This window comes from Paraburkholderia lebeckiae (assembly GCF_050436225.1).
Taxonomy (GTDB): Bacteria; Pseudomonadota; Gammaproteobacteria; order Burkholderiales; family Burkholderiaceae; genus Paraburkholderia; species Paraburkholderia tuberum.
In genome coordinates this window covers 3,058,424-3,081,706 of sequence record NZ_JBNDLU010000001.1, presented here as the reverse complement: position 1 = coordinate 3,081,706, position 23,283 = coordinate 3,058,424, and the positions used below count along the sequence as shown (strand labels likewise).

General features: G+C 63.9%; 22 protein-coding genes and 1 pseudogene. 13 read left to right on the top strand and 10 right to left on the bottom strand.

Annotated features, from left to right (window positions below):
* Window positions 1-7 precede the first annotated feature (7 nt).
* The 4 genes from folE2 to OKW45_RS14390 form a co-directional block, all read right to left on the bottom strand.
* Window positions 8-814, bottom strand: a complete 807-nt coding sequence (gene folE2, locus OKW45_RS14405; protein ID WP_429469069.1) for a GTP cyclohydrolase FolE2 — start codon at window positions 812-814, stop codon at window positions 8-10.
* A gap of 245 nt (window positions 815-1,059) precedes the next feature.
* Window positions 1,060-2,967 (bottom strand): 1-deoxy-D-xylulose-5-phosphate synthase, encoded by a 1,908-nt coding sequence (gene dxs / locus OKW45_RS14400; RefSeq protein ID WP_429469066.1) that lies wholly within the window; start codon window positions 2,965-2,967, stop codon window positions 1,060-1,062.
* A gap of 87 nt (window positions 2,968-3,054) precedes the next feature.
* Window positions 3,055-3,936 (bottom strand): polyprenyl synthetase family protein, encoded by an 882-nt coding sequence (locus OKW45_RS14395; RefSeq protein WP_429469063.1) that lies wholly within the window; start codon window positions 3,934-3,936, stop codon window positions 3,055-3,057.
* Entirely contained in the window at window positions 3,933-4,241 is a 309-nt protein-coding gene (locus tag OKW45_RS14390) for an exodeoxyribonuclease VII small subunit (protein ID WP_429469059.1), read from the bottom strand. Before OKW45_RS14390 ends, OKW45_RS14395 begins: the two co-directional genes overlap by 4 nt.
* Before the next feature lie 318 nt (window positions 4,242-4,559).
* Between OKW45_RS14390 and OKW45_RS14385 the strand changes: the two genes are divergently transcribed.
* Both OKW45_RS14385 and OKW45_RS14380 read left to right on the top strand, forming a co-directional pair.
* The gene (locus tag OKW45_RS14385) at window positions 4,560-5,666 is read left to right on the top strand and encodes an aromatic ring-hydroxylating oxygenase subunit alpha (RefSeq protein ID WP_429469056.1); all 1,107 of its coding nucleotides are present in this window, start codon (window positions 4,560-4,562) and stop codon (window positions 5,664-5,666) included.
* A gap of 149 nt (window positions 5,667-5,815) precedes the next feature.
* Window positions 5,816-6,685, top strand: coding sequence for a sulfurtransferase (locus tag OKW45_RS14380; RefSeq protein ID WP_018424188.1), 870 nt, complete (start codon window positions 5,816-5,818; stop codon window positions 6,683-6,685).
* A 50-nt stretch (window positions 6,686-6,735) separates the two neighbouring features.
* On the opposite strand, the gene OKW45_RS14375 is transcribed toward OKW45_RS14380, so the two are convergent.
* The 3 genes from OKW45_RS14375 to polA form a co-directional block, all read right to left on the bottom strand.
* Window positions 6,736-7,608 (bottom strand): dienelactone hydrolase family protein, encoded by an 873-nt coding sequence (locus tag OKW45_RS14375; protein ID WP_429469054.1) that lies wholly within the window; start codon window positions 7,606-7,608, stop codon window positions 6,736-6,738.
* A gap of 90 nt (window positions 7,609-7,698) precedes the next feature.
* Window positions 7,699-9,054 carry an NAD(P)/FAD-dependent oxidoreductase gene (locus OKW45_RS14370; RefSeq protein WP_026226476.1) on the bottom strand — a complete coding sequence of 452 codons (1,356 nt, stop codon included), beginning with the start codon at window positions 9,052-9,054 and terminating at the stop codon, window positions 7,699-7,701.
* 157 nt (window positions 9,055-9,211) lie between these two features.
* Window positions 9,212-11,953: a DNA polymerase I gene (gene polA, locus OKW45_RS14365; RefSeq protein WP_429469051.1), complete on the bottom strand. Its 2,742-nt coding sequence runs from the start codon at window positions 11,951-11,953 to the stop codon at window positions 9,212-9,214.
* A gap of 1 nt (window position 11,954) precedes the next feature.
* Here polA and OKW45_RS14360 point away from each other — a divergent pair, with 1 nt between their 5' ends.
* The 3 genes from OKW45_RS14360 to OKW45_RS14350 all read left to right on the top strand — a co-directional run bounded on the left by OKW45_RS14360 (window position 11,955) and on the right by OKW45_RS14350 (window position 13,995).
* Entirely contained in the window at window positions 11,955-12,698 is a 744-nt protein-coding gene (locus OKW45_RS14360; protein ID WP_035471771.1) for an LOG family protein, read from the top strand.
* 200 nt (window positions 12,699-12,898) lie between these two features.
* On the top strand, window positions 12,899-13,468 hold the full coding sequence (locus tag OKW45_RS14355; RefSeq protein WP_429469048.1) for a chromate transporter: 570 nt from the start codon (window positions 12,899-12,901) through the stop codon (window positions 13,466-13,468).
* Window positions 13,465-13,995: a chromate transporter gene (locus tag OKW45_RS14350; RefSeq protein WP_018424182.1), complete on the top strand. Its 531-nt coding sequence runs from the start codon at window positions 13,465-13,467 to the stop codon at window positions 13,993-13,995. Before OKW45_RS14355 ends, OKW45_RS14350 begins: the two co-directional genes overlap by 4 nt.
* A 118-nt stretch (window positions 13,996-14,113) precedes the next feature.
* On the opposite strand, the gene OKW45_RS14345 is transcribed toward OKW45_RS14350, so the two are convergent.
* Window positions 14,114-15,640, bottom strand: coding sequence for an AMP nucleosidase (locus OKW45_RS14345; protein ID WP_026226474.1), 1,527 nt, complete (start codon window positions 15,638-15,640; stop codon window positions 14,114-14,116).
* Window positions 15,641-15,830: 190 nt separating this feature from the next.
* On the opposite strand from OKW45_RS14345, the gene OKW45_RS14340 reads away from it, so the two are divergent.
* From OKW45_RS14340 to OKW45_RS14310, 7 genes and pseudogenes are all read left to right on the top strand, one after another.
* Entirely contained in the window at window positions 15,831-16,226 is a 396-nt protein-coding gene (locus OKW45_RS14340) for a hypothetical protein (RefSeq protein ID WP_018424180.1), read from the top strand.
* A 176-nt stretch (window positions 16,227-16,402) separates the two neighbouring features.
* Window positions 16,403-17,398, top strand: coding sequence for a homoserine kinase (locus OKW45_RS14335; protein ID WP_026226473.1), 996 nt, complete (start codon window positions 16,403-16,405; stop codon window positions 17,396-17,398).
* Entirely contained in the window at window positions 17,389-18,195 is an 807-nt protein-coding gene (locus OKW45_RS14330) for a BPSS1780 family membrane protein (RefSeq protein WP_018424178.1), read from the top strand. The genes OKW45_RS14335 and OKW45_RS14330 overlap by 10 nt, the downstream gene beginning before the upstream one ends.
* Before the next feature lie 173 nt (window positions 18,196-18,368).
* Window positions 18,369-18,821, top strand: a complete 453-nt coding sequence (locus tag OKW45_RS14325) for a MarR family winged helix-turn-helix transcriptional regulator (RefSeq protein WP_018424177.1) — start codon at window positions 18,369-18,371, stop codon at window positions 18,819-18,821.
* A 172-nt stretch (window positions 18,822-18,993) separates the two neighbouring features.
* A complete protein-coding gene (locus OKW45_RS14320) occupies window positions 18,994-19,413 on the top strand; it encodes an organic hydroperoxide resistance protein (RefSeq protein ID WP_429469046.1) in 420 nt (139 codons plus the stop codon).
* Window positions 19,414-19,514: 101 nt separating this feature from the next.
* A pseudogene (locus OKW45_RS14315) lies at window positions 19,515-20,068 on the top strand (FAD-binding domain-containing protein); the annotation flags it as partial.
* A gap of 57 nt (window positions 20,069-20,125) precedes the next feature.
* Complete coding sequence (locus OKW45_RS14310; protein WP_429469403.1) at window positions 20,126-20,581, top strand: TspO/MBR family protein; 456 nt, start codon at window positions 20,126-20,128, stop codon at window positions 20,579-20,581.
* 156 nt (window positions 20,582-20,737) lie between these two features.
* On the opposite strand, the gene OKW45_RS14305 is transcribed toward OKW45_RS14310, so the two are convergent.
* Window positions 20,738-20,920 carry a DUF3563 family protein gene (locus tag OKW45_RS14305; RefSeq protein ID WP_018424173.1) on the bottom strand — a complete coding sequence of 61 codons (183 nt, stop codon included), beginning with the start codon at window positions 20,918-20,920 and terminating at the stop codon, window positions 20,738-20,740.
* A gap of 109 nt (window positions 20,921-21,029) precedes the next feature.
* Complete coding sequence (locus OKW45_RS14300) at window positions 21,030-22,208, bottom strand: extracellular catalytic domain type 1 short-chain-length polyhydroxyalkanoate depolymerase (RefSeq protein ID WP_429469043.1); 1,179 nt, start codon at window positions 22,206-22,208, stop codon at window positions 21,030-21,032.
* Between the two features lie 358 nt (window positions 22,209-22,566).
* Here OKW45_RS14300 and OKW45_RS14295 point away from each other — a divergent pair, with 358 nt between their 5' ends.
* Window positions 22,567-23,268: a phosphatase PAP2 family protein gene (locus OKW45_RS14295; protein ID WP_429469040.1), complete on the top strand. Its 702-nt coding sequence runs from the start codon at window positions 22,567-22,569 to the stop codon at window positions 23,266-23,268.
* Window positions 23,269-23,283: the final 15 nt, after the last annotated feature.

The window sequence follows — 23,283 nt, the reverse complement described above, 5'->3', positions numbered from 1 at the left end:
GAATGTATCAGGCGAGGCGCTTGTCCCGCTCGATCACCGCATACGCGCTGTGATTGTGAATCGACTCGAAGTTCTCCGCTTCGAGCACATACGCGACGATGCGCTCGTCGGCATTCAGACGCTGGGCAACGTCGCGCACGAGGTCTTCGACGAACTTCGGATTTTCATACGCGCGCTCGGTGACGAACTTCTCGTCCGGGCGCTTGAGCAGCCCCCACAGTTCACACGACGCTTCTTCCTCGGCGATACGGATCAACTCTTCGACAGCAACGTCGCCGTTCAGCTCGGCATCGATGGTAACGTGCGAACGCTGATTGTGCGCGCCGTACTGCGAGATCTTCTTCGAGCACGGGCACAGGCTCGTGACCGGCACCAGCACCTTCAGGAATACCCGCGTCGCGCCATGGCGGGTCTCACCGGTCAGCGTGACTTCATAATCGAGCAAGCTCTGCACGCCCGACACCGGCGCGGTCTTGTTCACGAAGTACGGGAACGACACTTCGATGCGGCCCGCCTCGGCCTCGAGTTTTTCAAGCATAGCCGCGAGCATCGTGCGGAACGTGGCCGGTTCGAGCGGCGCCTTGTTCTCTTCGAGCAACGCGACGAAGCGCGACATGTGGGTGCCCTTCTGCTCGGCCGGCAGATGCACGTCGAGATTCCACGTGCCGACCGACGGCTGCGCTTCGCCACCTTGCGTGCGAATCGTCAACGGATGACGCACGCCCCTCACGCCGACCCGCTGGATCGGAATCTGGCGCGTGTCGGCGGTGCTTTGCACGTCGGGCATCACGAAAGCGGGATTCATCTGATTCATTCTTTTGTCCTTTCTGGAAAGCGCCGGGCTGCGCCAAATTTTCACTGCATCGGCGACTATCGCGCAGCGAGTGCGAGGCACCGATCGGCAATGCGGATCAGCGCGCGCAACGGCGAACGCCGGCTCGCGCCGGCGTTGGGTGACGGCCCACAACACCCGTCGGTTCAAACTGGAGATTGCCGAAGCCGCCGTCGCATGACGGCGGCATGAGTCGAACCTACGACGGCACGACAGCCGACAGCGCTTTACGCGACGCGCTTCACGGACGACTGACCGCCGACCGCGCCGCTCGCAAGGAAGCGTTCGCGGATCGACCGGGCGATACCCGCGGCGTCGAGACCGCACGCGGCGAGCAGCTTGGCCGGGTCCCCGTGATCGATGAACCGATCGGGGAGGCCCAATTGTAGTACGGGGCGCATAACCCCACATGCGAGCAGGGCTTCGACGCACGCCGAACCCGCGCCACCCATGATGCAGCCTTCCTCGACGGTGACGATCGCGTCGTGCGTCTCGGCCAGCTCGCGCACGAGTTCGGTGTCGAGCGGCTTCACGAAGCGCATGTTCGCGACGGTGGCGTCGAGTTGCTCGGCGGCCGCGAGCGACGGCGCGACCATCGTGCCGAACGCGAGAATCGCGATGCGCTTGCCGGCCGGCGCCGACGTCTCGCGACGCACTTCGCCCTTGCCGAGCGGCAACGCGGCCATCTGCTTGACCGTTGCGACCCCGGTACCCGCGCCGCGCGGGTAGCGCACAGCGGTCGGATGCGACTGCTGCAACGCGGTGTACAGCATCTGCCGGCACTCGTTTTCGTCCGACGGCGCCATCACGGTCATGTTCGGAATACAACGCATGAACGCGAGGTCGTACGCGCCCGCATGCGTCGCGCCGTCCGCACCAACGAGACCCGCACGATCGATTGCGAACACCACCGGCAGGTTTTGCAGCGCGACGTCGTGAATCAGCTGGTCATATGCGCGTTGCAGAAAGGTCGAATAGATCGCGACGACCGGCTTCATGCCGTCCGCGGCAAGGCCGCCCGCGAACGTCACCGCGTGCTGCTCGGCGATGCCGACGTCGAAGTAACGATCCGGGAAGCGCTTTTCGAACTCGACCATGCCCGAGCCTTCACGCATTGCCGGCGTGATGCCGATCACGCGCGAGTCGAGTTCGGCCGCGTCGCACAGCCACTCGCCGAACACCTGCGTGTAGGTCTTTTTCGACGGCGTCGCGGCCGGCTTGATACCCTCGGCCGGATTGAACTTGCCAGGGCCGTGGTACAGCACCGGATCAGCCTCGGCCAGCTTGTAGCCCTGTCCTTTCTTCGTGACCACGTGCAGGAACTGCGGCCCGCGCAGTTCCTTGATGTTTTGCAGGGTGGGAATCAGCGAATCGAGATCGTGACCGTCGATCGGTCCGATGTAGTTGAAGCCGAACTCTTCGAACAGCGTCGCCGGCACGATCATGCCCTTCGCGTGCTCCTCGAGCTTGCGCGCGAGATCGAGCACCGGCGGCGCGACGCGCAGCACGCGTTCGACGCCCGCGCGCGCGGCCGCATAGAAGCGCCCCGACATCAGACGCGCGAGATGGCGATTGAGCGCGCCGACCGGCGGCGAGATCGACATGTCGTTGTCGTTGAGGATCACGAGCAGCGGCACGTCGTCTTCGACGCCCGCGTTGTTCATTGCCTCGAAGGCCATGCCCGCCGTCATCGCGCCGTCGCCGATCACGGCAATGCCCATGCGGTTGTCGCCTTGCAGCTTGCTCGCGACCGCCATGCCGAGCGCCGCCGAAATCGACGTGCTCGAGTGCGCGGTGCCGAAGGTGTCGTATTCCGATTCGTCGCGCTTCGGGAAGCCCGAGATACCGCCCAACTGACGCAGCGTGTGCATCTGGTCGCGACGACCGGTCAGGATCTTGTGCGGATAGGTCTGATGGCCGACGTCCCAGACGATCCGGTCGTGCGGCGTATCGAAGACGTAATGCAGCGCGATGGTCAACTCAACCGTGCCGAGGTTGGACGAGAGATGGCCGCCCGTCTGCGATACGCTGTCGAGCACGAAGGCGCGCAACTCGCCGGCAAGCGGTTGCAATTGGCGGCGATCGAGGCGGCGCAGGGCTGCCGGGTCGTCGATGGTTTTCAGCAAGTCGTACATCGTCGTTCCATTGTAGGAAAACTTACGCGCCCGCACTTCATACATGCACCCCGGGAATGGAGGGTGCGCGACGGCGGGCTTTCGCGTTCAGCTGACCCGGTTCACCACCAGGTCGGCCAGTTCGGCAAGACGCTGTGCGCGTGCGCCGAACGGCGCGAGCGCTGCGTGCGCGTCGCTGCGCAGTTGCGCCGCGAGCGCGCGCGACGCGTCGAGCCCGATAATCGACACGTAGGTTGGCTTGCCGTCCTTCGCGTCCTTGCCGGCGGTCTTGCCGAGCGTTGCGGAGTCGGTCGTGACGTCGAGAATGTCGTCGACGACCTGAAACGCGAGACCGACCGCGGCGGCGTAGGCGTCGAGCGACGCCAGAGCCTGCGTGTCCGGCGTCTCGCCGGCCAGTGCGCCCATGCGCACGGCCGCGCGCAGCAGCGCGCCGGTCTTCATCCGATGCATGGTCTCGAGCTGCGGACGGGTCAGCGTGTGGCCGACGCTCGCCAGATCGATGGCCTGGCCGCCGCACATGCCGATCGAGCCGCTTGCGAGCGCGAGCTCGCGCACGAGCGACGCCTGCTGCGGCAGGCCCATCACGTCGGACGTGAGCACGACAAATGCTTGCGACTGCAGCGCGTCGCCGACCAGCAGCGCGGTCGCCTCGTCATACTTGACGTGGACCGTCGGCTTGCCGCGGCGCAGCGCGTCGTCATCCATGCAGGGCATGTCGTCATGCACCAGCGAGTACACGTGGATCATTTCCAGTGCCGCCGCCGCCGCATCGAGGCATTCGGCGCGCGCGCCGGTCAGCTCGCCGGCCGCGTGGCACAGGAGCGGCCGCACCCGCTTGCCGCCACCGAGCACCGCATAGCGCATCGCCTCGTGCAGCCTGGCGGGTTCGGTCGTCCCGGCAGGCAGATAGTGTTCCAGAGCCGCTTCGACGCGTTCGAGCACCGCGCGCGTCCATTGTTCGAATGTCATAGGTCGTCCCCGCTCTCAGTCGCGGCTGTGCCTGCGCTATTCATGGGCAGCGGCTTGAGTGTCTCGCCGTCCAGCACCCGCACCTGCTGCTCGACCTTTTCAAGCTGCAGTTGACAGAATCCGACAAGTGCCGCGCCGCGACGGTATGCCGCCAACGATTCCTCGAGGCTCAGGCTACCGCCCTCCATGCGCGCGACGAGCTCTTCCAGCTCAGCCTGCGCGGCCTCGTAGTTCTCCGGCAGCGGTGCGCTGTCGCCACATTCGGCTGGCGCGGCGGCGGAATCTTTCGATGCGGTCTTCGCCATGAATAGTCGCAAAATTAAAACAAGTCGGACATTCTACGGCAAAAGCGACATTTTCGATCCGCCCGCCCGCCTGCGTCCTGCCTTCCGCCTCGTTTCGAGCCTGTCTGATGCCCGCCTTTCCCCGCTTCGACCCTGAAGTTTCTCAGAAAAAAAGCTCGAGGTCTGCGGCGAAAATGCCGAACTTTCCTGACATTTTTAACCCAAATCAGGGACTTAAGTGCCCCTGTCACGGGGAAACGGGTATAATCGCGGGCTCCCTAAATCGAATCTTCGATGGTTGGGTTGTTCACTGCTTTCACGTCTTCATCGGGAGTGGGAATGTCCAATCTGAGCAATGCATTGCAGTTGCGGTCTGTTCACAGCCAGCTGCCAGTCACGGCTTACTTTGACGAAGCGCTTCTTACGCGCGAAATCGACACCCTTTTCAAGAAAGGTCCTCGCTACATCGGCCACGATCTAATGGTGCCCGAAGCGGGGGATTATTTCGCCTTGCCCAGCGAACGCGAGGGGCGGGTACTCGTCCGTAACCAGCAGTCGCAAGTCGAGTTGCTGTCGAATGTGTGCCGCCACCGGCAAGCCATCATGCTCAACGGTCGCGGCCAGACGCAGAACATCGTCTGTCCGCTGCATCGCTGGACGTACGACCTGAAGGGCGACTTGCTCGGCGCCCCCCATTTTGCCGACAACCCGTGCCTGAATCTCGGCGCCACGCCGCTGCAGAACTGGCAGGGGCTGCTGTTCGAGGTGCAAGGTCGCGACGTCGCGAAAGATCTTGCACGCCTCGGCACCAAGCGCCACTTCGATTTCTCGGGCTTCATGTTCGATCACGTCGAAGTCCATGAGTGCAACTACAACTGGAAGACCTTCATCGAGGTCTATCTGGAGGACTATCACGTCGCACCGTTCCATCCGGGCCTCGGCAGCTTCGTCAATTGCGACGATCTGACGTGGGAGTTCGGCGACTGGTACAGCGTGCAGACGGTCGGCGTGCACAAGGCGCTCGAGCAACCGGGCAGCCCGACGTATCGCAAGTGGCACGACGAAGTGCTGCGCTTTCGCGACGGCAATCCGCCCGAGTTCGGCGCGATCTGGATGGTGTACTACCCGGGCATCATGATCGAGTGGTATCCGCACGTGCTGGTCGTGTCGTGGCTGATTCCGCGCGGTCCGCAGAAGACCACCAACGTGGTGGAGTTCTATTACCCCGAGGAAATCGCGCTGTTCGAGCGCGACTTCGTCGAAGCCGAGCGCGCCGCCTATATGGAGACGGCCCGCGAAGACGACGAGATCGCCGAGCGCATGGACGCCGGCCGCCTCGCGCTGATGGAGCGCGGGGAATCACAGGTCGGACCGTATCAGAGCCCGATGGAAGACGGCATGCAGCACTTCCACGAGTTTCTGCGGCGCGAACTCGGCACGATCTGATCCGCGCCACGTGGCGCATCGATCGACTCAAGGAAAGACGGGCTTCGACCCGTCTTTTTTTGTTTAGACTACCGACATAGACCGGCCATTCGCCAACCGCGTGAACGACGCGGCCCGTAGCCGCCATCGCCCGTATCGAGGAGACGCTCATGCCCCACACTCATTACACCACCCTGATCTCCGCGACCAATCTTGCCGAGCGGCTCACGGCCGCGCCGGGCAGCGTGTTCGTGATCGACTGCCGGTTCGACCTCACCGATACCGACGCGGGCGAGAAAGCCTGGCTGGCCGGCCATCTGCCGGGCGCGCACTATCTGCATCTCGATCGCGATCTGTCCGGGCCGAAGAACGGCTCGAACGGCCGGCATCCGCTGCCCGATCGCGCGCGGCTCGTCGAAACGCTGGAGTCGCGGGGGCTGAAGCAAGGTCAACAGGTCGTCGCATATGACGCACAAGGCGGCATGTACGCGGCGCGGGTCTGGTGGCTGTTGCGCTGGCTCGGTCACGACGCGGTCGCGCTGCTCGACGGCGGGCTGCAGGCATGGGAAGCGGCCGGCCAACCGCTGACGCAGGACGTGCCCGCGCAGAACACCGGCGACTTCAAGGCGGCCGCGCCGCTCGCCGTGACCATCGATACCCGGGCGGTCGAGCGCAACCTCGGTTCGAAGGAGCGAATCGTCGTCGACGCGCGCGCGGCCGATCGCTATCGCGGCGAAAACGAGACGCTCGACCGCGTCGGCGGCCATATCCCGGGCGCGCTGAACCGCTTCTTCAAGGACAACTTTACCCCCGACGGCCGCTTCAAGCCGGCGCACACACTGCGCGAGGAATTCCACGCGCTGCTCGGCGATACGCCGCCCGAACACGTGGTGCTGCAATGCGGCTCGGGCGTGACCGCCTGCGTCAATTCGCTAGCGATGGAGGTTGCCGGCCTGCATGGTTCAGCGTTGTACGCGGGCTCTTGGAGCGAATGGAGTTCCGACCCGAAACGGCCGGTGGCGACGGGGGCGAAACCTTGAGCGCGAGCCGCCGCAAGTCGTAACCAGACGCGAGGAATTCGAGCTGCGCTTCAAGCCACGCCGTGCTGCTTGAACCATACGAGCGCGCGACGCCAGCCATCCTCGGCATCGGCCTTCCTGTAGCTCGGACGGTAATCGGCGAAAAACGCGTGACCCGCGTCGTCATAAACGACGAACTGCGAGCCGCGTCCTGCTTGCGGCCCTTGCGCGATCGCCTTCTTCATCTGCTCGAGCGTGTCCTGCGGATTGCTTTGATCCTGGCGCCCGTACAGGCCGAGCACCGGCGCATGAAGGTCAGCGACGAGATCGATCGGATTGGCCGGCGTCATCGCATTCTTCGCGCCGGTCACGCGACCGTACCAGGCGACCCCCGCCTTCACGCGCGGATTGTGTTCGGCATAGAGCCACGAGATGCGCCCACCCCAGCAGAAGCCGTTCACGCCGAGCCGGTTCAGGTCGCCGCCGTTTTCGCCGGCCCACGCGACGGCTGCGTCGAGGTCGGCCAGCACCTGCTCGTCGGGTACCTTGCTGAGCAGTTGCTCGCTCAGTTGCTGGATGCTCCTGTAGGCGGTCGGATCGCCCTCGCGCTCGAACAGGTTCGGCGCGATTGCCAGATAGCCCAGCTTCGCGAAGCGTCGGCAGACGTCCGCGATATGCTCGTGCACGCCGAAAGCCTCATGCACGACGAGGATCACCGGCAGATGCGTCTTGCCCTTCGGCTGCGCGCGATAAGCCGGTATCAGCGTACCGAGCGAATGAAACGCCACCTCCCCTGCTTCGAGGCCGTCGCTGTCGGTATGGATGGTTTGCGCCGAGACTGGCAGCACCGCCGCCGCGAAGCCGGAGCCCAGCGTCGCCTTGATGAAGGTGCGCCGATCGAAAGGAACGTGCGGGATCAGACAGTCGACTTCAGGCTTCAGCATGGGGCGCTCCTCGAAGTATTGTTAGAGGCCACAGGATACGCCTTGCGCGCATCCCGTTGCACATTCAACTGAGGAGATCGTCCGCGCGCGTCAGTGCAGCTTGACGCGCGGCAGCGTGGTACGGCGCAACCAGTGCGCGAAGGTGTCGAGCACCATGCGCGGATAGCCGTGCAGCGCCGCGATATGCAGCCGGTACAGCGACATGTACATGAAGCGCGCGAACAGCCCTTCGATCAGCATATTGCCGCCAATCACCCCGCCCATCAGATTGCCGACCGCGCTGAAGTGGCCGAGCGAGACCAGCGAGCCGAAGTCGCGATAAGTGAATTCCGGTAGTGGCCTGTTGTCGAGGCGCGCCGCCAGTCCTTTCATCAGAAAGTTCGCCTGCTGATGCGCGGCCTGCGCGCGCGGCGGCACGTTGCGCTCGTTGCCCGGCCACTCGCAGGCCGCGCAGTCGCCGAGCGCGAAGATGTTGTCGTCGATCCCGGTTTGCAGCGTACGGCGCACGACCAGCTGGCCGAGCCGGTTGACCGGCAAGCCGTCGAGCTGACCGAGCACCGCCGGCGCCTTGATGCCCGCCGCCCACACGGTCAGATCGGCCCGCACGGTGTGACCGCTCGCGGTGCGGATGTAGCCCGGCGCGACCTCGGCCACCGTCTCGCCGATCATCAGCTTCACGCCGAGCTTGGTCAGCAATTCGGCGGTGGCCGTGGAAACGCGCTCCTGCAACGCGGGCAGAATGCGCGGCCCCGCCTCGATCAGCACGATGCCGACGTCATGCCGCGGATCGAGCTTGTGCAAGCCATACGCGGACAACACCTGCGCGGTATTGCGCAACTCCGCCGACAACTCGACCCCCGTCGCGCCGCCGCCGACGATCGCCACCTGAATGCGCGGCTCGCTGGACGTCCACGTGCCGGGTCCCGGTCTCGACTCGACGGGTTCGTGCGCCTGATGCTCGGCGCGCATGCATGCGGCGATCAGGCGCTTGCGGAAACGCTCTGCCTCGCTGACCGTATCCAGTGCTATGGAGAATTCGGCCGCTCCCTTGACGCCGAAGAAGGCGGTGGTACTGCCGATCGCGATGATCAGCGTGTCGTACTCGAGCTCGCGTTCGGGCAGCAGTTCAGCGCCGTCGTCGTCCAGCACGGTGCCGAGCGTAATGCGTCGATTCGTGCGGTCGAGTGCGGTCAGGTCGCCTTGCTGGAACGCGAAGCCATGCCAGCGCGCCTGCGCCGCGTACGGGAGCTCCTGCGTGAACGGGTCCATGCTGCCCGCCGCCACCTCGTGCAGCAGCGGCTTCCAGATATGCGTCGGATAGCGGTCGACCAGCGTGACCCGGGCCTGCGCGCTGCGCCCCTTCTTGTCGGCCCCATAGCGATCGCCAAGACGCGTCGCCAGTTCCAATCCTCCCGCACCTCCGCCAACGACGATAAATCGATGCATTGCACTTCTCCGTGTAGCCGATGAATTATCTGTCGCGACGCTGCGCATGAATGCGCCGTCCTGAACCGATTGTCCTCGACCCGCCTGGGAAGTCACAAGTCGCCAAAACCCATGTGTGACATGCGCACGACGTTATCGTGCGCATGTCACGTGCATGTCAATGCGCTTCCTCCCAGTTCAGACCCGCACCGACCTCGGCGACGAGCGGCACCTTCAGCGCGGCGACGCCGCACATCAGTTCTGGCAGGCGCTTGCGGACTTCGGATAACTCAGCGTCGGGCACTTCGAGAATCAGTTCGTCATGCACCTGCATGATCATCCGCGTGCCAATCTTCGAGTCTTCGATCCAGTTCTGCACGGCGATCATCGACATCTTGATCAGGTCGGCCGCGGTACCCTGCATCGGCGCGTTGATCGCGGCCCGCTCCGCGGCCTGGCGGCGCGGACCGTTGCCGCCGTTGATCTCGGGCAGCCACAGACGACGGCCGAACACCGTTTCGACGTAGCCCTTCGCCTTCGCACTCAGACGCGTCTCGTCCATATAGCGCGCGACGCCGGGATAGCGCGCGAAGTAGCGGTCGATATAAATTTTCGCCGCATCGCGCGTGATGCCGAGGTTCGATGCGAGTCCGAACGCGCTCATGCCGTAGATGAGCCCAAAGTTGATGACCTTCGCGACGCGCCGCTGATCGCTCGACACTTCGAGCGGCGTCACGCTGAAGATTTCCGACGCGGTCGCGCGGTGAATGTCCTCGCCCTGCGAAAACGCGCGCAACAACGATTCGTCGCCAGAGATGTGGGCCATGATGCGCAATTCAATCTGCGAATAATCGGCGGAGACGAGCTTGTGCCCGGGCGGCGCGATGAACGCCTCGCGGATGCGTCGACCTTCGCCGGTACGCACCGGAATGTTCTGCAGGTTCGGATCGTTCGACGCGAGCCGCCCCGTCACCGCGACGGCCTGCGCGTAGTTCGTATGTACGCGGCCGGTGTGCGGATTGACCATGCGCGGCAGCTTGTCGGTATAGGTCGACTTCAGTTTCGACAGGCCGCGATGTTCGAGCAGAATCTTCGGCAGCGGATAGTCTTCCGCGAGCTTCTGCAACACCTCTTCGTCGGTGGAAGGCGCACCGCTCGGCGTCTTCTTGATGACCGGCAGTTCGAGCTTCTCGAAGAAAATCTGACCAATCTGCTTTGGCGAGCCGAGGTTAAATTCGCCGCCGGCCAGTTCGTACGCTTTGCCTTCGAGTTCGATCAGACGCGTGGCGATCTCACTGCTCTGCTGACGCAGCTTCTCCGCGTCGATCAGCACGCCGGTCCGCTCCATCTTGCGCAGTACGCGCGAAGTCGGCACTTCGATCGCGCGATAGACATGGTCGAGCGATTTCTCCGCGGCGATCTGCGGATACAAGGCCTGATGCAAACGCAGCGTGATGTCTGCGTCTTCGGCCGCATATTCGGCGGCTTTGTCGAGCGCGACTTCGTCGAAGCCGATCTGCTGCGCGCCCTTGCCCGCGACCTCTTCGTACTTGATCGTCTTCACGCCGAGATGACGCAGCGCGAGGCTGTCCATGTCGTGCGTGCGATGCGATTCGAGCACGTACGATTCGAGCAACGTGTCATGCTCGACGCCGCGCATTTCGATGCCGTAATTCGCGAGCACCTGTTCGTCGTACTTCAGATGCTGGCCGACCTTCTTGTGGTCGGCGCTTTCGAGCCACGGCTTGAGCTTCGCGAGCACTTCGTCGCGCGGCAGCTGCACTGGCGCGTCGGGGCCGCGATGCGCGAGCGGCACATACGCGGCGCGGCCCGCTTCGACCGACAGCGACAAGCCGACGATCTGCGCGATCATCGGATCGAGCGACGTGGTCTCGGTATCGAACGAGGTCAGCTCAGACGCATTGATCCTGTCGAGCCACTCGTCGAGCTGCTCCCATGTTTGCACGGTCTCATAGTGGCGCTCGTGATCGACGGACAACGCGGGGGGCACGTCGGTTTCCGGACCTTCGACCGCATCGGCGATTTCGACTTCGCGCAGCCACGTCTTGAAGCCGTGGCGCGTGAACACCTCGCGCAACTCTTCGCGCGATTCGGGAAGGCTCGGCAAACTCTCCTCGATCGACACGATGTGCCCGGTCAGATCGCAATGACGCTCGACTGTGACGAGCTTGCGCGCCATCGGCAAAAAGTCCAGCGCGCGGCGCAGATTCTCGCCGACCGCGCCCTTGATCTCGCTCGCATGCCCGACGATGCCATCTAACGACTCATACTGCGTCAACCATTTAACCGCGGTTTTCGGACCGCACTTCTCAACGCCCGGCACGTTGTCGACGGTATCGCCGATCAGCGACAGATAATCGATGATGCGCTCCGGCGGCACACCGAACTTCGCGACCACGCCGTCGCGGTCGAGCGTTTCGTTGGTCATCGTATTGACGAGCGTCACGCGATTCGACACGAGCTGCGCGAGGTCCTTGTCGCCGGTCGACACGACCACGTTCATGCCGAGCTTTTCCGCCTCGGTGCACAGCGTGCCGATCACGTCGTCCGCTTCGACGCGATCGATCATCAGCAGCGGCCAGCCGAGTGCACGCACCGCGACGTGAATCGGCTCGATCTGACGGGCAAGATCTTCCGGCATCGACGGACGGTTCGCCTTGTATTCCGGATACCAGTCGTCGCGAAACGTTTTGCCCTTGGCGTCGAACACGCACGCGCTATACTCTGCTGTGACTTCCTTGCGCATGCGCCGCAGCATGTTGATCATCCCGTAGAGCGCACCCGTCGGGCCACCCCCGGGACCGCGCAGATCAGGCATCGCATGGTAGGCCCGGTACAGATAACTCGAACCGTCGACCAACAGCAGGGTCTTACCTTCAAGGCTTCGTTCTTCAGGCATTATGACTAAGAGAAAAGTGATTCCGAGTCTGCGATCGCTCGCAGATCAAGAGCGCGCAACGGCCAAGAAAGCCCGCGCATCGTGGCAGATGTTCACGATTATGGCAGAGTTTATCGAGGCGACCGAGTACCTGTCGGAGATTCGCCCGGCGGTCAGCATCTACGGTTCGGCACGCCTGAAACCGAACTCGCCGTACTACAAACTCGCCACGCAGATCGCGCGCAAATTGTCGGATGCTGGCTTCGCGGTGATCTCGGGCGGCGGCCCCGGCATCATGGAAGCGGCCAACAAGGGCGCGCATGCGGGCAAGGCGCCTTCGGTCGGTCTGAACATCGAGTTGCCGCACGAGCAGTCGGGCAACCAGTGGCAGGACATCTCGCTGCGCTTCCGCCATTTCTTCACGCGCAAGGTCACGTTCGTGAAGAACTCGGACGCGGTGATCGTGATGCCCGGCGGCTTCGGCACGCTCGACGAACTGGCCGAAGTGCTCACGCTGATCCAGACCAAGAAGTCGCGCCATGTGCCGATCATTCTGGTCGGCGCCGAGTTCTGGGAAGGTCTGCTTGCGTGGTTCAAGAGCGCTCTGATTCCGATGGGTTTGATCAATCCGACCGACATCGATCTGATGCAGGTGATCGACAATCCGGACCAGGTGCTCGAAGCGGTGCTCAAGTTCTACGAAGACCGCGAGGAAGGCGAAGTTCATCCGGTCAAGTCGGAAGAAGACCGGATGTTCTACCTGTGATGGCAAGAGGCTGCGCGCCTCGCATTGCGCGTAGCACGATGCCTATCGTCGCGCACATGGCGGGCAGCCTTCGGGCTGCCCGCTTTCGTTTTGCAGGCCAGTTTGCGGCGCGCTGACTGTCAACCGGATTGGCGAACAAATCGTTTTGCACGCTTGCAGTCCGGCGCTAACGTGCTCAGCTGGTACTCGAAGCTCGCAATATGAACAACGAACTCAGCTCACCCGAAGCCGCGCTCGCGCCCACGCCGACCTTGCGTGAGATCTTCGGCGGCTTTCTCGGCCTCGGTCTCATTTCATTCGGCGGCGCCTTGCCGCTCGCGCGCCGCGCACTCGTCGAACAACGCCGTTGGCTGACCAGCGACGAATTCACCGACCTGCTCGGGCTCTGTCAATTCCTGCCGGGCGGCAACGTGATCAATCTGTCGGTCGCGATCGGCATGCGCTTTCGCGGCGTGCCAGGCGCGCTGGCCGGTTTGCTCGGCTTGATCGCCGGGCCTTCGCTGGTGGTGATCGGGCTCGGCGTGCTGTACGAGCACACGCAGAACGATCCGCACGTGCGTCATCTGTTCGCGGGCCTCGCCGCGGCGGCTTCGGGCCTGCTGATTTCGATGGCGTTCAAGATCGTGCTGCCGTTGCGCAACAAGCCGCTGGCCGCGCTGATCGCCGCGCTCGGCTTCGTCGCGATTGCCGTGCTGCGACTGCCGCTGCTGCCGACGATGCTCGTGCTCACGCCGCTCAGCATTTATCTTGCTGCAAGGAGCGCGCGATGAACGACACGCTCGTTTCACTTGCGGCGATTTTTAGTCAGCTGTCGCTGCTCGCGTTCGGCGGCGGCAATACGATCCTTCCGGAGATGCAGCGGCAGGTGGTCGACGTGCATCACTGGATGCCGGCCAGCGAGTTCAGCGCGCTGTTCGCGCTCGCTCAAGCCGCGCCCGGCCCGAACCTGATGATCGTCACGCTGATCGGCTGGCATGTGGCCGGCTGGGCAGGCATGCTCGTCACGTCGATTGCGAAGTTCGGGCCGTCGTCGCTCGTGACGATTCTCGCGCTGCATGCGTGGAACCGCTTCAAGGACCGTCCGTGGCGCCGCTTTGCGCAGCTGGGACTCGTGCCGGTGACGGCCGGCCTCGTCGCGGCGAGCGCGGCGCTGATCACGCGCGCGTCGAATCCGACCGCGATAGCGTGGGCGATTACTGCGTTCACGGCCGTGATGGCGACGAAGACGCGGATTCATCCGCTGTGGCTGCTGGCGGCGGGGAGCTTGATCGGGTTGACCGGGTTCGGGCAGGGTTGAGCCGGCGAGCGTCATCTCGACAACCAACGAAGCCGATTGGTTCCGACGTCGCTCGCGAGCCATCTTCAAAGCGGCACATCCAGCGTAAGCGGGCTGTTTATCAGTGCCTCGGCCTGAGTTACTGAAACGCGACTTCCGCGAAACTCCGCAGCTTGCGGCTATGCAATCGATGCAGCCCATTCATCCTGAGCAGTTCCATCGCCTTCACGCCGATCTGCAGATGCTGATCGACCTGCGCGCGATAGAACTGATCGGCCATGCCCGGCAGCTTCAGCTCGCCGTGCAGCGGCTTGTCCGACACGCACAGCAACGTGCCGTAAGGCACGCGGAAGCGGAAGCCGTTCGCGGCGATCGTCGCGCTTTCCATATCGAGCGCGATTGCACGGCTTTGCGACAGCCGCTGCACCGGCTCGCGATGATCGCGCAGCTCCCAGTTGCGATTGTCGACGCTCGCCACCGTGCCCGTGCGCATCACGCGCTTCAGCTCGACGCCGTCGAGCTGCGTGACCTGCGCGACCGCGCGCTCGAGCGCGACCTGCACTTCGGCGAGCGCCGGAATCGGCACCCACAGCGGCAGATCGGCATCGAGCACATGATCTTCGCGCACATAGCCGTGCGCGAGCACGTAGTCGCCGAGACGTTGCGTATTGCGCAGTCCCGCGCAGTGGCCGAGCATAATCCACGCATGCGGACGCAGCACCCCGATGTGATCGGTGATGGTCTTCGCATTCGACGGCCCGACCCCAATGTTGACCATCGTAATGCCGCTGCCGTCCGCGCGTTTCAGGTGATAGGCGGGCATCTGCGGCAGACGTGGCGGCGGCGTGCCCTCCTGCGCCTGCTCGCCGAGATTCTCGTTGTAGGTGATGACGTCGCCGGGCTCCACGAATGATGTGTATTCGCTGCGATAGGCGCGCAATTCCTCGTCGTCCGTACGGGCCATCATGCCTCGGCCGAGCTTGACGAATTCGTCGATATAGAACTGGTAGTTGGTGTACAGCACGTAGTTCTGCACATGCGTCGGCGATGTCGCCGTGTAGTGCTTCAGCCGATGCAGTGAAAAATCGACGCGCGCCGCCGTGAACAACGCGAGCGGATGCGGCTCGCCCTGCAGCGGCTCGTACGTGCCGTTGACGATGCGGTCGTCGAGCAGCGCGAGGTCCGGTGTATCGAAGATGTCGCGCATCAGGAACAGGCGCTCGCGGTCCAGATCGCCTTCGAGGTGGATGCCCTCGGCGAACGCGAAATGAATCGGAATCGGCTGGTCCGACACACCGACCTCGATCTGCACATGATGATTCTTCGCCAGCAGCCGCAGTTGCTCGCGATAGTAGTTGCCGAACAGGTCTGGCCGCGTGACGGTCGTCTCGAACACGCCCGGCCCCGCGACGAAACCGTACGAGCGGCGTGAATCGACGTGCGTGTTGACCTCGGTACGCACGCGCACGAACGGATAGCAGGCGCGCACCCGATGGTCGAACTGCTCGTTGCGGCGATAGCGCGCGAACGCATCGCGCAGGAACGACGTGTTTGCCTCGTAGATCGCGGCGAGGCGGGTGACGGCCTCGGCCGCGTCGTCGAAGCCTTCGGTTGGGAAGCTGTTGGCGGGAGTCTGCACCGTGCGCTGATTGATATCGTTGTTGATCATCATCGTTCTCCCTTTTGATGAGACGACATTACCACGGAACCCGCTGTTGCCAAATGTCGGCGGCGACGCTTGCAACAGCGCCCGCGAGGACGCACGCAGGTTGCGCGAAAGCGGCGCAAAATAAGGCTTCGCGCCCGTACGTCAGGCCGGATTTGCTAGAATCTGGGCACCCAATCGGAGAATCACCATGAAGCTGCTCCTTCCCATCGCGGTTGCGCTGGCTCTCGCCTTCGGCAACGCCGCGATGGCTGCCCAGCCCGTCGACGAACCGCCGGCCGCCGGCGCGCCCCAGTCCGCCAATGAACGGGCCGGTCTGCCGGACCTGGACAAGATCAATCGTCCGGGCGCAGAGGTCAGCTCGAAGGTCGACATCAACGTTCCGCGCACGCCGAGCTTTCACGAAGTCAGCCCGAACGGAACCGAAATCACTGAATTCCGCGACAAGGGCAAGCCGGTCGAAATCAACGTGCATTCGAATTTCGGCACCCGCTACCAGATGAGCGCGTCGCCCGACACGTCGCCCACCGTCCACGACAGCGGCAAGCCCAGTACGCGCTTGCCATCGGTGAATCTCCACTATTGATCGGTACGAAAGCGGCACGCCGGCAACGGCGGCCGCTGCGCGGCGAACCCGCGCTGAATGCGGCGACGCTTACACTTCGCCGTTCCGCATTCGTCGCCCGCTCCGCCACATTCGTTTGTCTCACCTCGCACTGGCCGCACCGCGCCAGCCCGAACAACCTGATCCGACGTTTCCGCATGGCCGTCTTCACCGCTGTCAACGAATCCCAACTCGCAGAATGGATGAGTCACTACGATCTCGGCGATGTCGTCGAGTTTCGCGGCATTTCGTCCGGCATTGAAAACAGCAACTTCTTTCTGACGACGACGCGCGGCGAATACGTGCTGACAATTTTCGAAAAGCTGACAGCTGAACAACTGCCGTTCTATCTGGACCTTATGCGGCATCTCGCCGCGCATCGCGTGCCGGTACCGGATCCGATGCCGCGTCTCGACGGCGTGCTGTTCGGCATGCTGCTGGGCAAACCCGCGACCATCGTGACGAAGCTCGAAGGCACACCCGAACTCTCGCCGGGCGTCGAGCATTGCGTCGAGGTCGGCCAGATGCTCGCGCGCCTGCACCTCGCGGGCCGCGACTATCCGCGCTATCAGCCGAACCTGCGCAGCCTGCCTTGGTGGCGCCAAACCGTGCCGACGATTTTGCCGTATCTGGAAGGCGAGCAGCGCGATCTGCTGGCGTCCGAGCTTGCGCATCAGGAAGCGTTCTTCGCCTCCGCCGATTACGCGGCAATGCCCGCTGGCCCGTGCCACGCCGACCTGTTCCGCGACAACGCGATGTTCGCTCACGCGGCGCCCGACACCGGCCACGAAGTGCGGCTCGGTGGTTTCTTCGATTTCTATTTCGCCGGCTGCGACAAGTGGCTGTTCGACGTCGCGGTGACGGTCAACGACTGGTGCGTCGACCTCGCGACCGGCAAGCTCGACGCCGAGCGCACCGAGGCGCTGTTGCGCGCGTATCAGACGGTGCGGCCGTTCACCGTCGAGGAAAACCGTCACTGGGGCGACATGCTGCGTGCGGGCGCATACCGTTTCTGGGTCTCGCGCCTGTATGATTTTCATTTGCCGCGCGCGGCCGAACTGCTGAAGCCGCACGACCCCGGTCATTTCGAACGCATTCTGCGCGAGCGCCTGCAGGGCGTCGCGAATCCAGGCATCCATACCACATGCAACTGATCGAAGTCCCCGCGAAAACCGGCTATGTGTGGTTCCGCCAGGGTATCTGGCTGTTCCGCAAGAATCCGCTCGCCTTTCTGACGCTGTTCTTCACCTATTTGCTGGTGATGACGCTCGTGTCGCAGATTCCGGTGGTCGGCGGCGTGTTGCCGCTATTGTTCATTCCCGGTGTCGCGGTCGGCTTCATGGCCGCATGCCGCAACACGATCGCGGGCAAACCGGTGTTTCCGACCATCCTTGTCGACGGCTTTCACTCGTATGGCCCGGTGGTCGCGCGGCGGCTGCTCGTGCTCGGCGTGCTGTATGTCATCGCCATGGCGCTCGTGCTGGCCGGCTCGGCGCTCGCCGACGGCGGCATGCTGCTGAAGGTAATGCTCGGCAGCGCATCGATGGATGAGAACACGATCGCCAACAGCAATATCCCGCTCGCGGTGATCACCGCGCTCGCGTTCTACATACCGGTCGCGATGCTGTTCTGGTTCTCGCCCATCCTCGCCGCCTGGCACGACGTGCCGCCCGTCAAGGCGATGTTCTTCAGCGTCGTCAGTTGCTGGCGCAATCGCGGCGCTTTCGTCGTATTCGCCGCGCTGTGGTTCGCAGTCGCAACAGTCGTGTCGATCGGCCTGTCCGCGCTGATGCAGGCGCTCGGCGCGGCCGACTTCGCGTTCGCGATCCTGATGCCCGCGACGATGATCGTCACGACCATGCTGTACTGCTCGTTCTACGCGACCTATCGCGGCTGCTTCGGCGTGCAGACGCCGCAAACGCCGGATCTGCCGACCACGCCGGCGGCCTGACCTGTCGTTCCCGCGCGGGAGCCGTTCTGGCGCCCGCGCGCCGCGTGTTCCGCGCGGACCTTCCCGACGTCTCTGTCGACACACCTGTTCCCGACGCACGGCATCCTGAATCGACTTGCGGCACAATGGTTTGCGTGCAATCCATTTGCACGCTCTTTTTGCCGAGATGAATCATGACCCAGCGCCCCGCTCTCCCCTTCACGCTCGACGAGCAACTATGCTTCGCGCTCTACTCGACCTCGCTCGCGATGACGAAAGCGTACAAGCCGCTGCTCGAAAAGCTCGGACTCACGTATCCACAGTATCTGGCGATGCTCGTGCTGTGGGAAACCGACGACGTCACCGTCAAGGACATGGCCGCGCGCCTGAATCTCGATCCGGCGACGGTCACGCCGCTGCTCAAGCGCCTCGAAGCGCAGGGACTCGTCGGGCGCGCGCGCGGCACCGACGATGAGCGCCTCGTCTACATTCGCCTGACGGGCGCGGGCAAGGCGCTCAAGCGTCAGGCGCGCGACGTGCCCGGCGAAATCTTCTGCGCGACGCAGCAGACGGCGGACTTCCTGCTGCGTCTGCGCGACGACCTCACACGACTGCGCACGACGCTCAACGACTTCATGGACCAGTAGTGCGATAACTGAAAAGGACTAGTTCCGGTTCCATCGCAAAATTCATTTGCACACAAATGATTTGCGTTCTATCTTGGTCACACGCCGCTTCGCTAGCGCTTCGCCGGACCGGCGAACCGGCAGCCAGCGGCAAACATGCCAACCCCTGACACCCAAGACTAGGAGCTGCACCATGAACATCCTCTACAAGGCAAGCGCAACGAGCACCGGCGGCCGCGACGGCCGCGCCGTATCGTCGGACAATGCATTGGACGTGAAGCTGGCGGCACCGCGTGAACTCGGCGGAAATGGCGCAGCAGGCACGAATCCCGAACAGCTGTTTGCAGCCGGCTACTCGGCCTGTTTCCTGAGCGCCATGAAGTCTGTCGCCGGCCAGCGCAAACAGGCCCTGCCGGCCGACACGCAGGTTTCCGCCGACGTCGGCATCGGTCCGAACGACAAGGGCGGCTTCGCGCTCGACATCGACCTGCGTATCACTCTGCCAGGTCTGGCTGCGGACGCTGCCAGGGAACTGGTGGATGCAGCGCACCAGGTCTGCCCGTACTCGAACGCTACGCGTAACAACGTCGCGGTTCGTCTGCACGTCGCTTGAGGTCAGGTCGGCCATTGCGCCGATCAGCAATGCTCAAGAAGAACCGCTCGCGGCGCATTACCCGGTGCCGCGCCCGGCCCTATCGTGCAGGGTGCGGGCGCCACCCGCGCCTCGCGAAAGGCGCGCCGTTCAAGCGGGAATACGAGCAGTTGGGCTGGGAAAAAGGCCGCTCGGCCGACGCAGCGTTCGCCGCCTGGTGCGACGGCCGCACCGGCTATTCGCTCGTCGATGCCGCGATGCTGCAGTTGAACCAGACCGGCTAAAAGCACAACCGTCTGCGGATGGTCACGGCAAGCTTCCTCGCGACGGACCTCGGCATCGACTGGCGGCTCGGCGAGCGATACTTCGCCGATTTGCTGAACGACTTCGATTTCCCGGCGAACAACGGCGGCTGGCAGTGGGCCGCCTCGACCGGCTGCGGCGCGCAACCTCACTCCCGTATTTTCAATCCGGTCACACGATCCGAAAAATTCGACCCGACGGGCGCTTTATCAAACGATATCTACCGCGGCTCGCGAAGTTGCCGGCAAAATGGATTCCCGCGCTGTGGCTAGCCGGCGCGGAGCGGCTCGCGGAATTCGGTGCATGGTACTGGGGGAATCATCCCGAACGGATCGTCGACCACGCACAGGCCCGCGAGCGCACACTGGCCTGATATGGAAAGTGAGTGCCTGCTCACATTATTGAATAAGAAGGTCTGAAGGGGGTGAAGATGCGCCGTCTGCCGTCGCTGCTCGTGTTTTTGATCCTGACGCTGGCGGCCGGCTGGGCCGCGAGTCTGTCTCTGCCGGACGCGTGGTACACGGGCCTGCAAAAGCCCGTGTTCAATCCGCCGAACTGGGTTTTCCCACCGGTCTGGACCGTACTTTACGTGCTGATGGCGTTTTCCGCGTGGCGCGTGTGGAAGCGCGACGGCCTGACCGCGGCGATCGTACTGTGGGTCGTGCAACTGGTGTTCAACGCCGCGTGGATGTGGCTATTTTTCGGCCTGCATCGGCCGGAGACGGCGTTGATCGACATCCTGATTCTGCTGCTGATCGTGATGCTGACGTACGTGTTCTGGCGGCGCGATCGCCTCGCGGGCATTCTGCTCATGCCGTATGTCGTGTGGGTCGCGTACGCCGCGCTTTTGAACTACGCGTTGTGGCAACTGAATCCGGCTGCTTGAGCGGAGCCTGCCAAGCGGGCGCGAAGGCCGCACGATGAGTAAAGGGGAGCGCGCGATACCGGCAATAGCCTTGATGGCCAACCCAAAACACCAGCGCCTCACCACGCGCCGATGTTCCGATTGCTGACTGCCTGTTGCCGAGTCCAGGCAGTCGGCTTAGCCGTAGTGCTGGCTCATCCACGACGGCTGACGCACGTTCGTCTCTTGATCAAGCTTGCGCATGCGGAATTCGAGGTCGTAGAGATCGGTCGCTTCAGCGAGATAGGCGTCAGCGCGCTCCTTCGCGAGCTGGTCCGGCGACTTGGTCAGAAACAGGAACAGGCGACTGATCAGATACATGATTCACCTCGGCAATGATGGCTAGGCGTTTACGCCTAGGGGATAACCCGTATTATAGGGAAAACCCTGATTTCGCGCCACTGCTCATTTTCGAGGTGTTGCTCGGACGTCACCGCCCGACCGACGAAGCCGCCAATCCTTCCGCGATGCGGCCCGCGTCCGTGCGACGCTGATGCCGGAAAAATTCCCACAGCATGGCGCTCGCGTCCGGACCCTTGGACGAATGGAAGGGCAGCGCATCGTCACCGCCAGCCCATGCGTGACCCAGCCCCTGCACACGACAAACCCGCACCACGCGCCGCCCGCCGCGCAGATAATCGCGCATCACGACGCCATTTTTGCGGTCTTCGCGCGTCTCGCCGGCTTTGCGCGCGCCATTTGCATCAATAAGGCGGTTCAGACGCAGGAACTGTGCCGCCAACTGGTCCGCGTTGACGGGCGCCACCACATGATCGGCATCGCCGTGGACGATCAATGCCGGCATGCCCGGGTATTGTGCGACGTTCGTGGTTTCGTCGACGAGTTCCACCGGCTCGCGACGCGCGCCGCGGCGCATCACGTCCATCGCGGTAATGCCGGAGCGCGCCTCGCCGAAAGCGGGGCCGGAATGCAGCGCGACCGCTGCGAAATGCCCGGGGTACTTGACGGCCAATAGCGCGGTCAGCCCCGCGCCCGCCGAAATCCCCGCCACGTAGACACGCGCGCGGTCAAAGCCGTGCTGCTCGACCAGCGAATCCACCAGCGACACGACCGCGCGCGCTTCCGCGCCGCCGGCGTTATCGCCGGCATCGTACCAATGCCAGCAGCGGTGCGAGTGCGCGTGCTTCGATTGCTCCGGATACACGACCGCGAAGCCGTAGCGGTCGGCGAGCAGGTTCATGCGCGTACCCTCGGCGAATTCGTCGATCGACTGCGTGCAGCCATGCAGCATCACGACCAGCGGCATCGCCTCATGCGCGTGCCCGGACGGGATATAGAGCCCGTACTGCAGGTGATTGACCAGCCGGCCCGGCGCGGCCGGCGCGGAATGGAACGAGCGCGTCCACGCGCCGCTCGCCCACGCGGCCGCGCGTGGACGCACGCGCGACTCGCGTGGCGCTTCGCGTTTCATCGGCATGCGTAGCGCGGCAGCCGGCTTCAGTGGATGAGCCTTGCTCGACGGTTTGGTGGTGGCGGCGCGAACCGGTCGCGCCTGCGCTCGCTTGGCGGTTTTTTGCGCGTGTTCGGTTTGGATCGCGAGCAGGCGTTTGAAACCACGTAGCCAGATTTTCGACAGGCTTTTTGCCATCGGCGATAACCTCGCAAAAGAGATAAATGCGGACCCCAAAACTGCGGATCGGATAAAGTTGTGCAATGCACAATAACATCATTTTTCCTGCGGTGCTGAACACCAGCGCCGCCCTTCCTGCCCATTCCGATCGTCGCGAACCTTGCCGGGGACCTGTCGTCAAACCACGTCGACAGCCGTTCGGCAACCCACATTCGGCGTGCAAAAGCGCTGCGCGCCGCAAGACCGTCGCGCGACACCCGACTATACTGGCGGTTGATCTCCCGACGTGTCGATCCGGGCCGCATCGGCGTTTCGTGCCGGCCGCGCGCCGATTTCCACCAACCCGACTTCACGCGACCCGCGTCGCGCTCTCGCCATGCCCGATTTTCCGATCCACCTGTGGTATTCGATCACCAGCCTCGGCGGCGCCGGCCTGACGCTGCCGCTCGCGCTCGCCATCGCGCTATGGTTGGCGGTCGGCTACTCGTGGCGGCTCGCGGGCTGCTGGCTCGCGCTGCTCGGGACGGCGATCGGCGTCGTGACCGTGACCAAGCTCGCCTTCCTCGGCTGGGGCGTCGGCGTGCGCGAGCTCGATTTCACCGGCGTGAGCGGTCACTCCATGCTGTCCACGGCCGTCTATCCGGTCGCGCTATTTTTGATGCTATTGCCCGCGCGCCGCGCCGTCCGGCTGCTCGGCGTGCTCGGGGGGCTGGCCGCCGGCCTGGCGGTGGGCTTGTCGCGCGTCGTGCTGAGCGCGCATTCGCCGTCCGAAGCGGCAACTGGCTGCCTCGTCGGCGCGCTCGCCGCGCTCGTGTTCGTGCGCATCGCGTGGGATGCGGAGCCGGGCCGGCTGTCGGCGCTCCCGGTCGCCGTCAGCCTGATGGTGCTGGCAATCCTGATGCACGGCGTGCACGTGCCCACGCAGCGCTGGGTCACGCATATCGCATTGAAGGTGTCCGGCCACGACCGGCCGTTCATTCGCGCGATATGGCGGTCCCCACGCGACATCCGACCGTCGGCCGCGCCGCTGTCGCAAACGCGCAAGACGCTCGAGCCGATGCGCGCGTTGGACATCTGAGCACGCTGCGCCGGC

Excerpts from the sequence above, each read along its gene's own strand:
- folE2 (WP_429469069.1), bottom strand. The coding sequence starts at position 814 with ATGAATCAGATGAATCCCGCTTTCGTGATGCCCGACGTGCAAAGCACC.
- dxs (WP_429469066.1), bottom strand. The coding sequence starts at position 2,967 with ATGTACGACTTGCTGAAAACCATCGACGACCCGGCAGCCCTGCGCCGC.
- OKW45_RS14395 (WP_429469063.1), bottom strand. The coding sequence starts at position 3,936 with ATGACATTCGAACAATGGACGCGCGCGGTGCTCGAACGCGTCGAAGCG.
- OKW45_RS14390 (WP_429469059.1), bottom strand. The coding sequence starts at position 4,241 with ATGGCGAAGACCGCATCGAAAGATTCCGCCGCCGCGCCAGCCGAATGT.
- OKW45_RS14385 (WP_429469056.1), top strand. The coding sequence starts at position 4,560 with ATGTCCAATCTGAGCAATGCATTGCAGTTGCGGTCTGTTCACAGCCAG.
- OKW45_RS14380 (WP_018424188.1), top strand. The coding sequence starts at position 5,816 with ATGCCCCACACTCATTACACCACCCTGATCTCCGCGACCAATCTTGCC.
- OKW45_RS14375 (WP_429469054.1), bottom strand. The coding sequence starts at position 7,608 with ATGCTGAAGCCTGAAGTCGACTGTCTGATCCCGCACGTTCCTTTCGAT.
- OKW45_RS14370 (WP_026226476.1), bottom strand. The coding sequence starts at position 9,054 with ATGCATCGATTTATCGTCGTTGGCGGAGGTGCGGGAGGATTGGAACTG.
- polA (WP_429469051.1), bottom strand. The coding sequence starts at position 11,953 with ATGCCTGAAGAACGAAGCCTTGAAGGTAAGACCCTGCTGTTGGTCGAC.
- OKW45_RS14360 (WP_035471771.1), top strand. The coding sequence starts at position 11,955 with ATGACTAAGAGAAAAGTGATTCCGAGTCTGCGATCGCTCGCAGATCAA.
- OKW45_RS14355 (WP_429469048.1), top strand. The coding sequence starts at position 12,899 with ATGAACAACGAACTCAGCTCACCCGAAGCCGCGCTCGCGCCCACGCCG.
- OKW45_RS14350 (WP_018424182.1), top strand. The coding sequence starts at position 13,465 with ATGAACGACACGCTCGTTTCACTTGCGGCGATTTTTAGTCAGCTGTCG.
- OKW45_RS14340 (WP_018424180.1), top strand. The coding sequence starts at position 15,831 with ATGAAGCTGCTCCTTCCCATCGCGGTTGCGCTGGCTCTCGCCTTCGGC.
- OKW45_RS14335 (WP_026226473.1), top strand. The coding sequence starts at position 16,403 with ATGGCCGTCTTCACCGCTGTCAACGAATCCCAACTCGCAGAATGGATG.
- OKW45_RS14330 (WP_018424178.1), top strand. The coding sequence starts at position 17,389 with ATGCAACTGATCGAAGTCCCCGCGAAAACCGGCTATGTGTGGTTCCGC.
- OKW45_RS14325 (WP_018424177.1), top strand. The coding sequence starts at position 18,369 with ATGACCCAGCGCCCCGCTCTCCCCTTCACGCTCGACGAGCAACTATGC.
- OKW45_RS14320 (WP_429469046.1), top strand. The coding sequence starts at position 18,994 with ATGAACATCCTCTACAAGGCAAGCGCAACGAGCACCGGCGGCCGCGAC.
- OKW45_RS14310 (WP_429469403.1), top strand. The coding sequence starts at position 20,126 with ATGCGCCGTCTGCCGTCGCTGCTCGTGTTTTTGATCCTGACGCTGGCG.
- OKW45_RS14305 (WP_018424173.1), bottom strand. The coding sequence starts at position 20,920 with ATGTATCTGATCAGTCGCCTGTTCCTGTTTCTGACCAAGTCGCCGGAC.
- OKW45_RS14300 (WP_429469043.1), bottom strand. The coding sequence starts at position 22,208 with ATGGCAAAAAGCCTGTCGAAAATCTGGCTACGTGGTTTCAAACGCCTG.
- OKW45_RS14295 (WP_429469040.1), top strand. The coding sequence starts at position 22,567 with ATGCCCGATTTTCCGATCCACCTGTGGTATTCGATCACCAGCCTCGGC.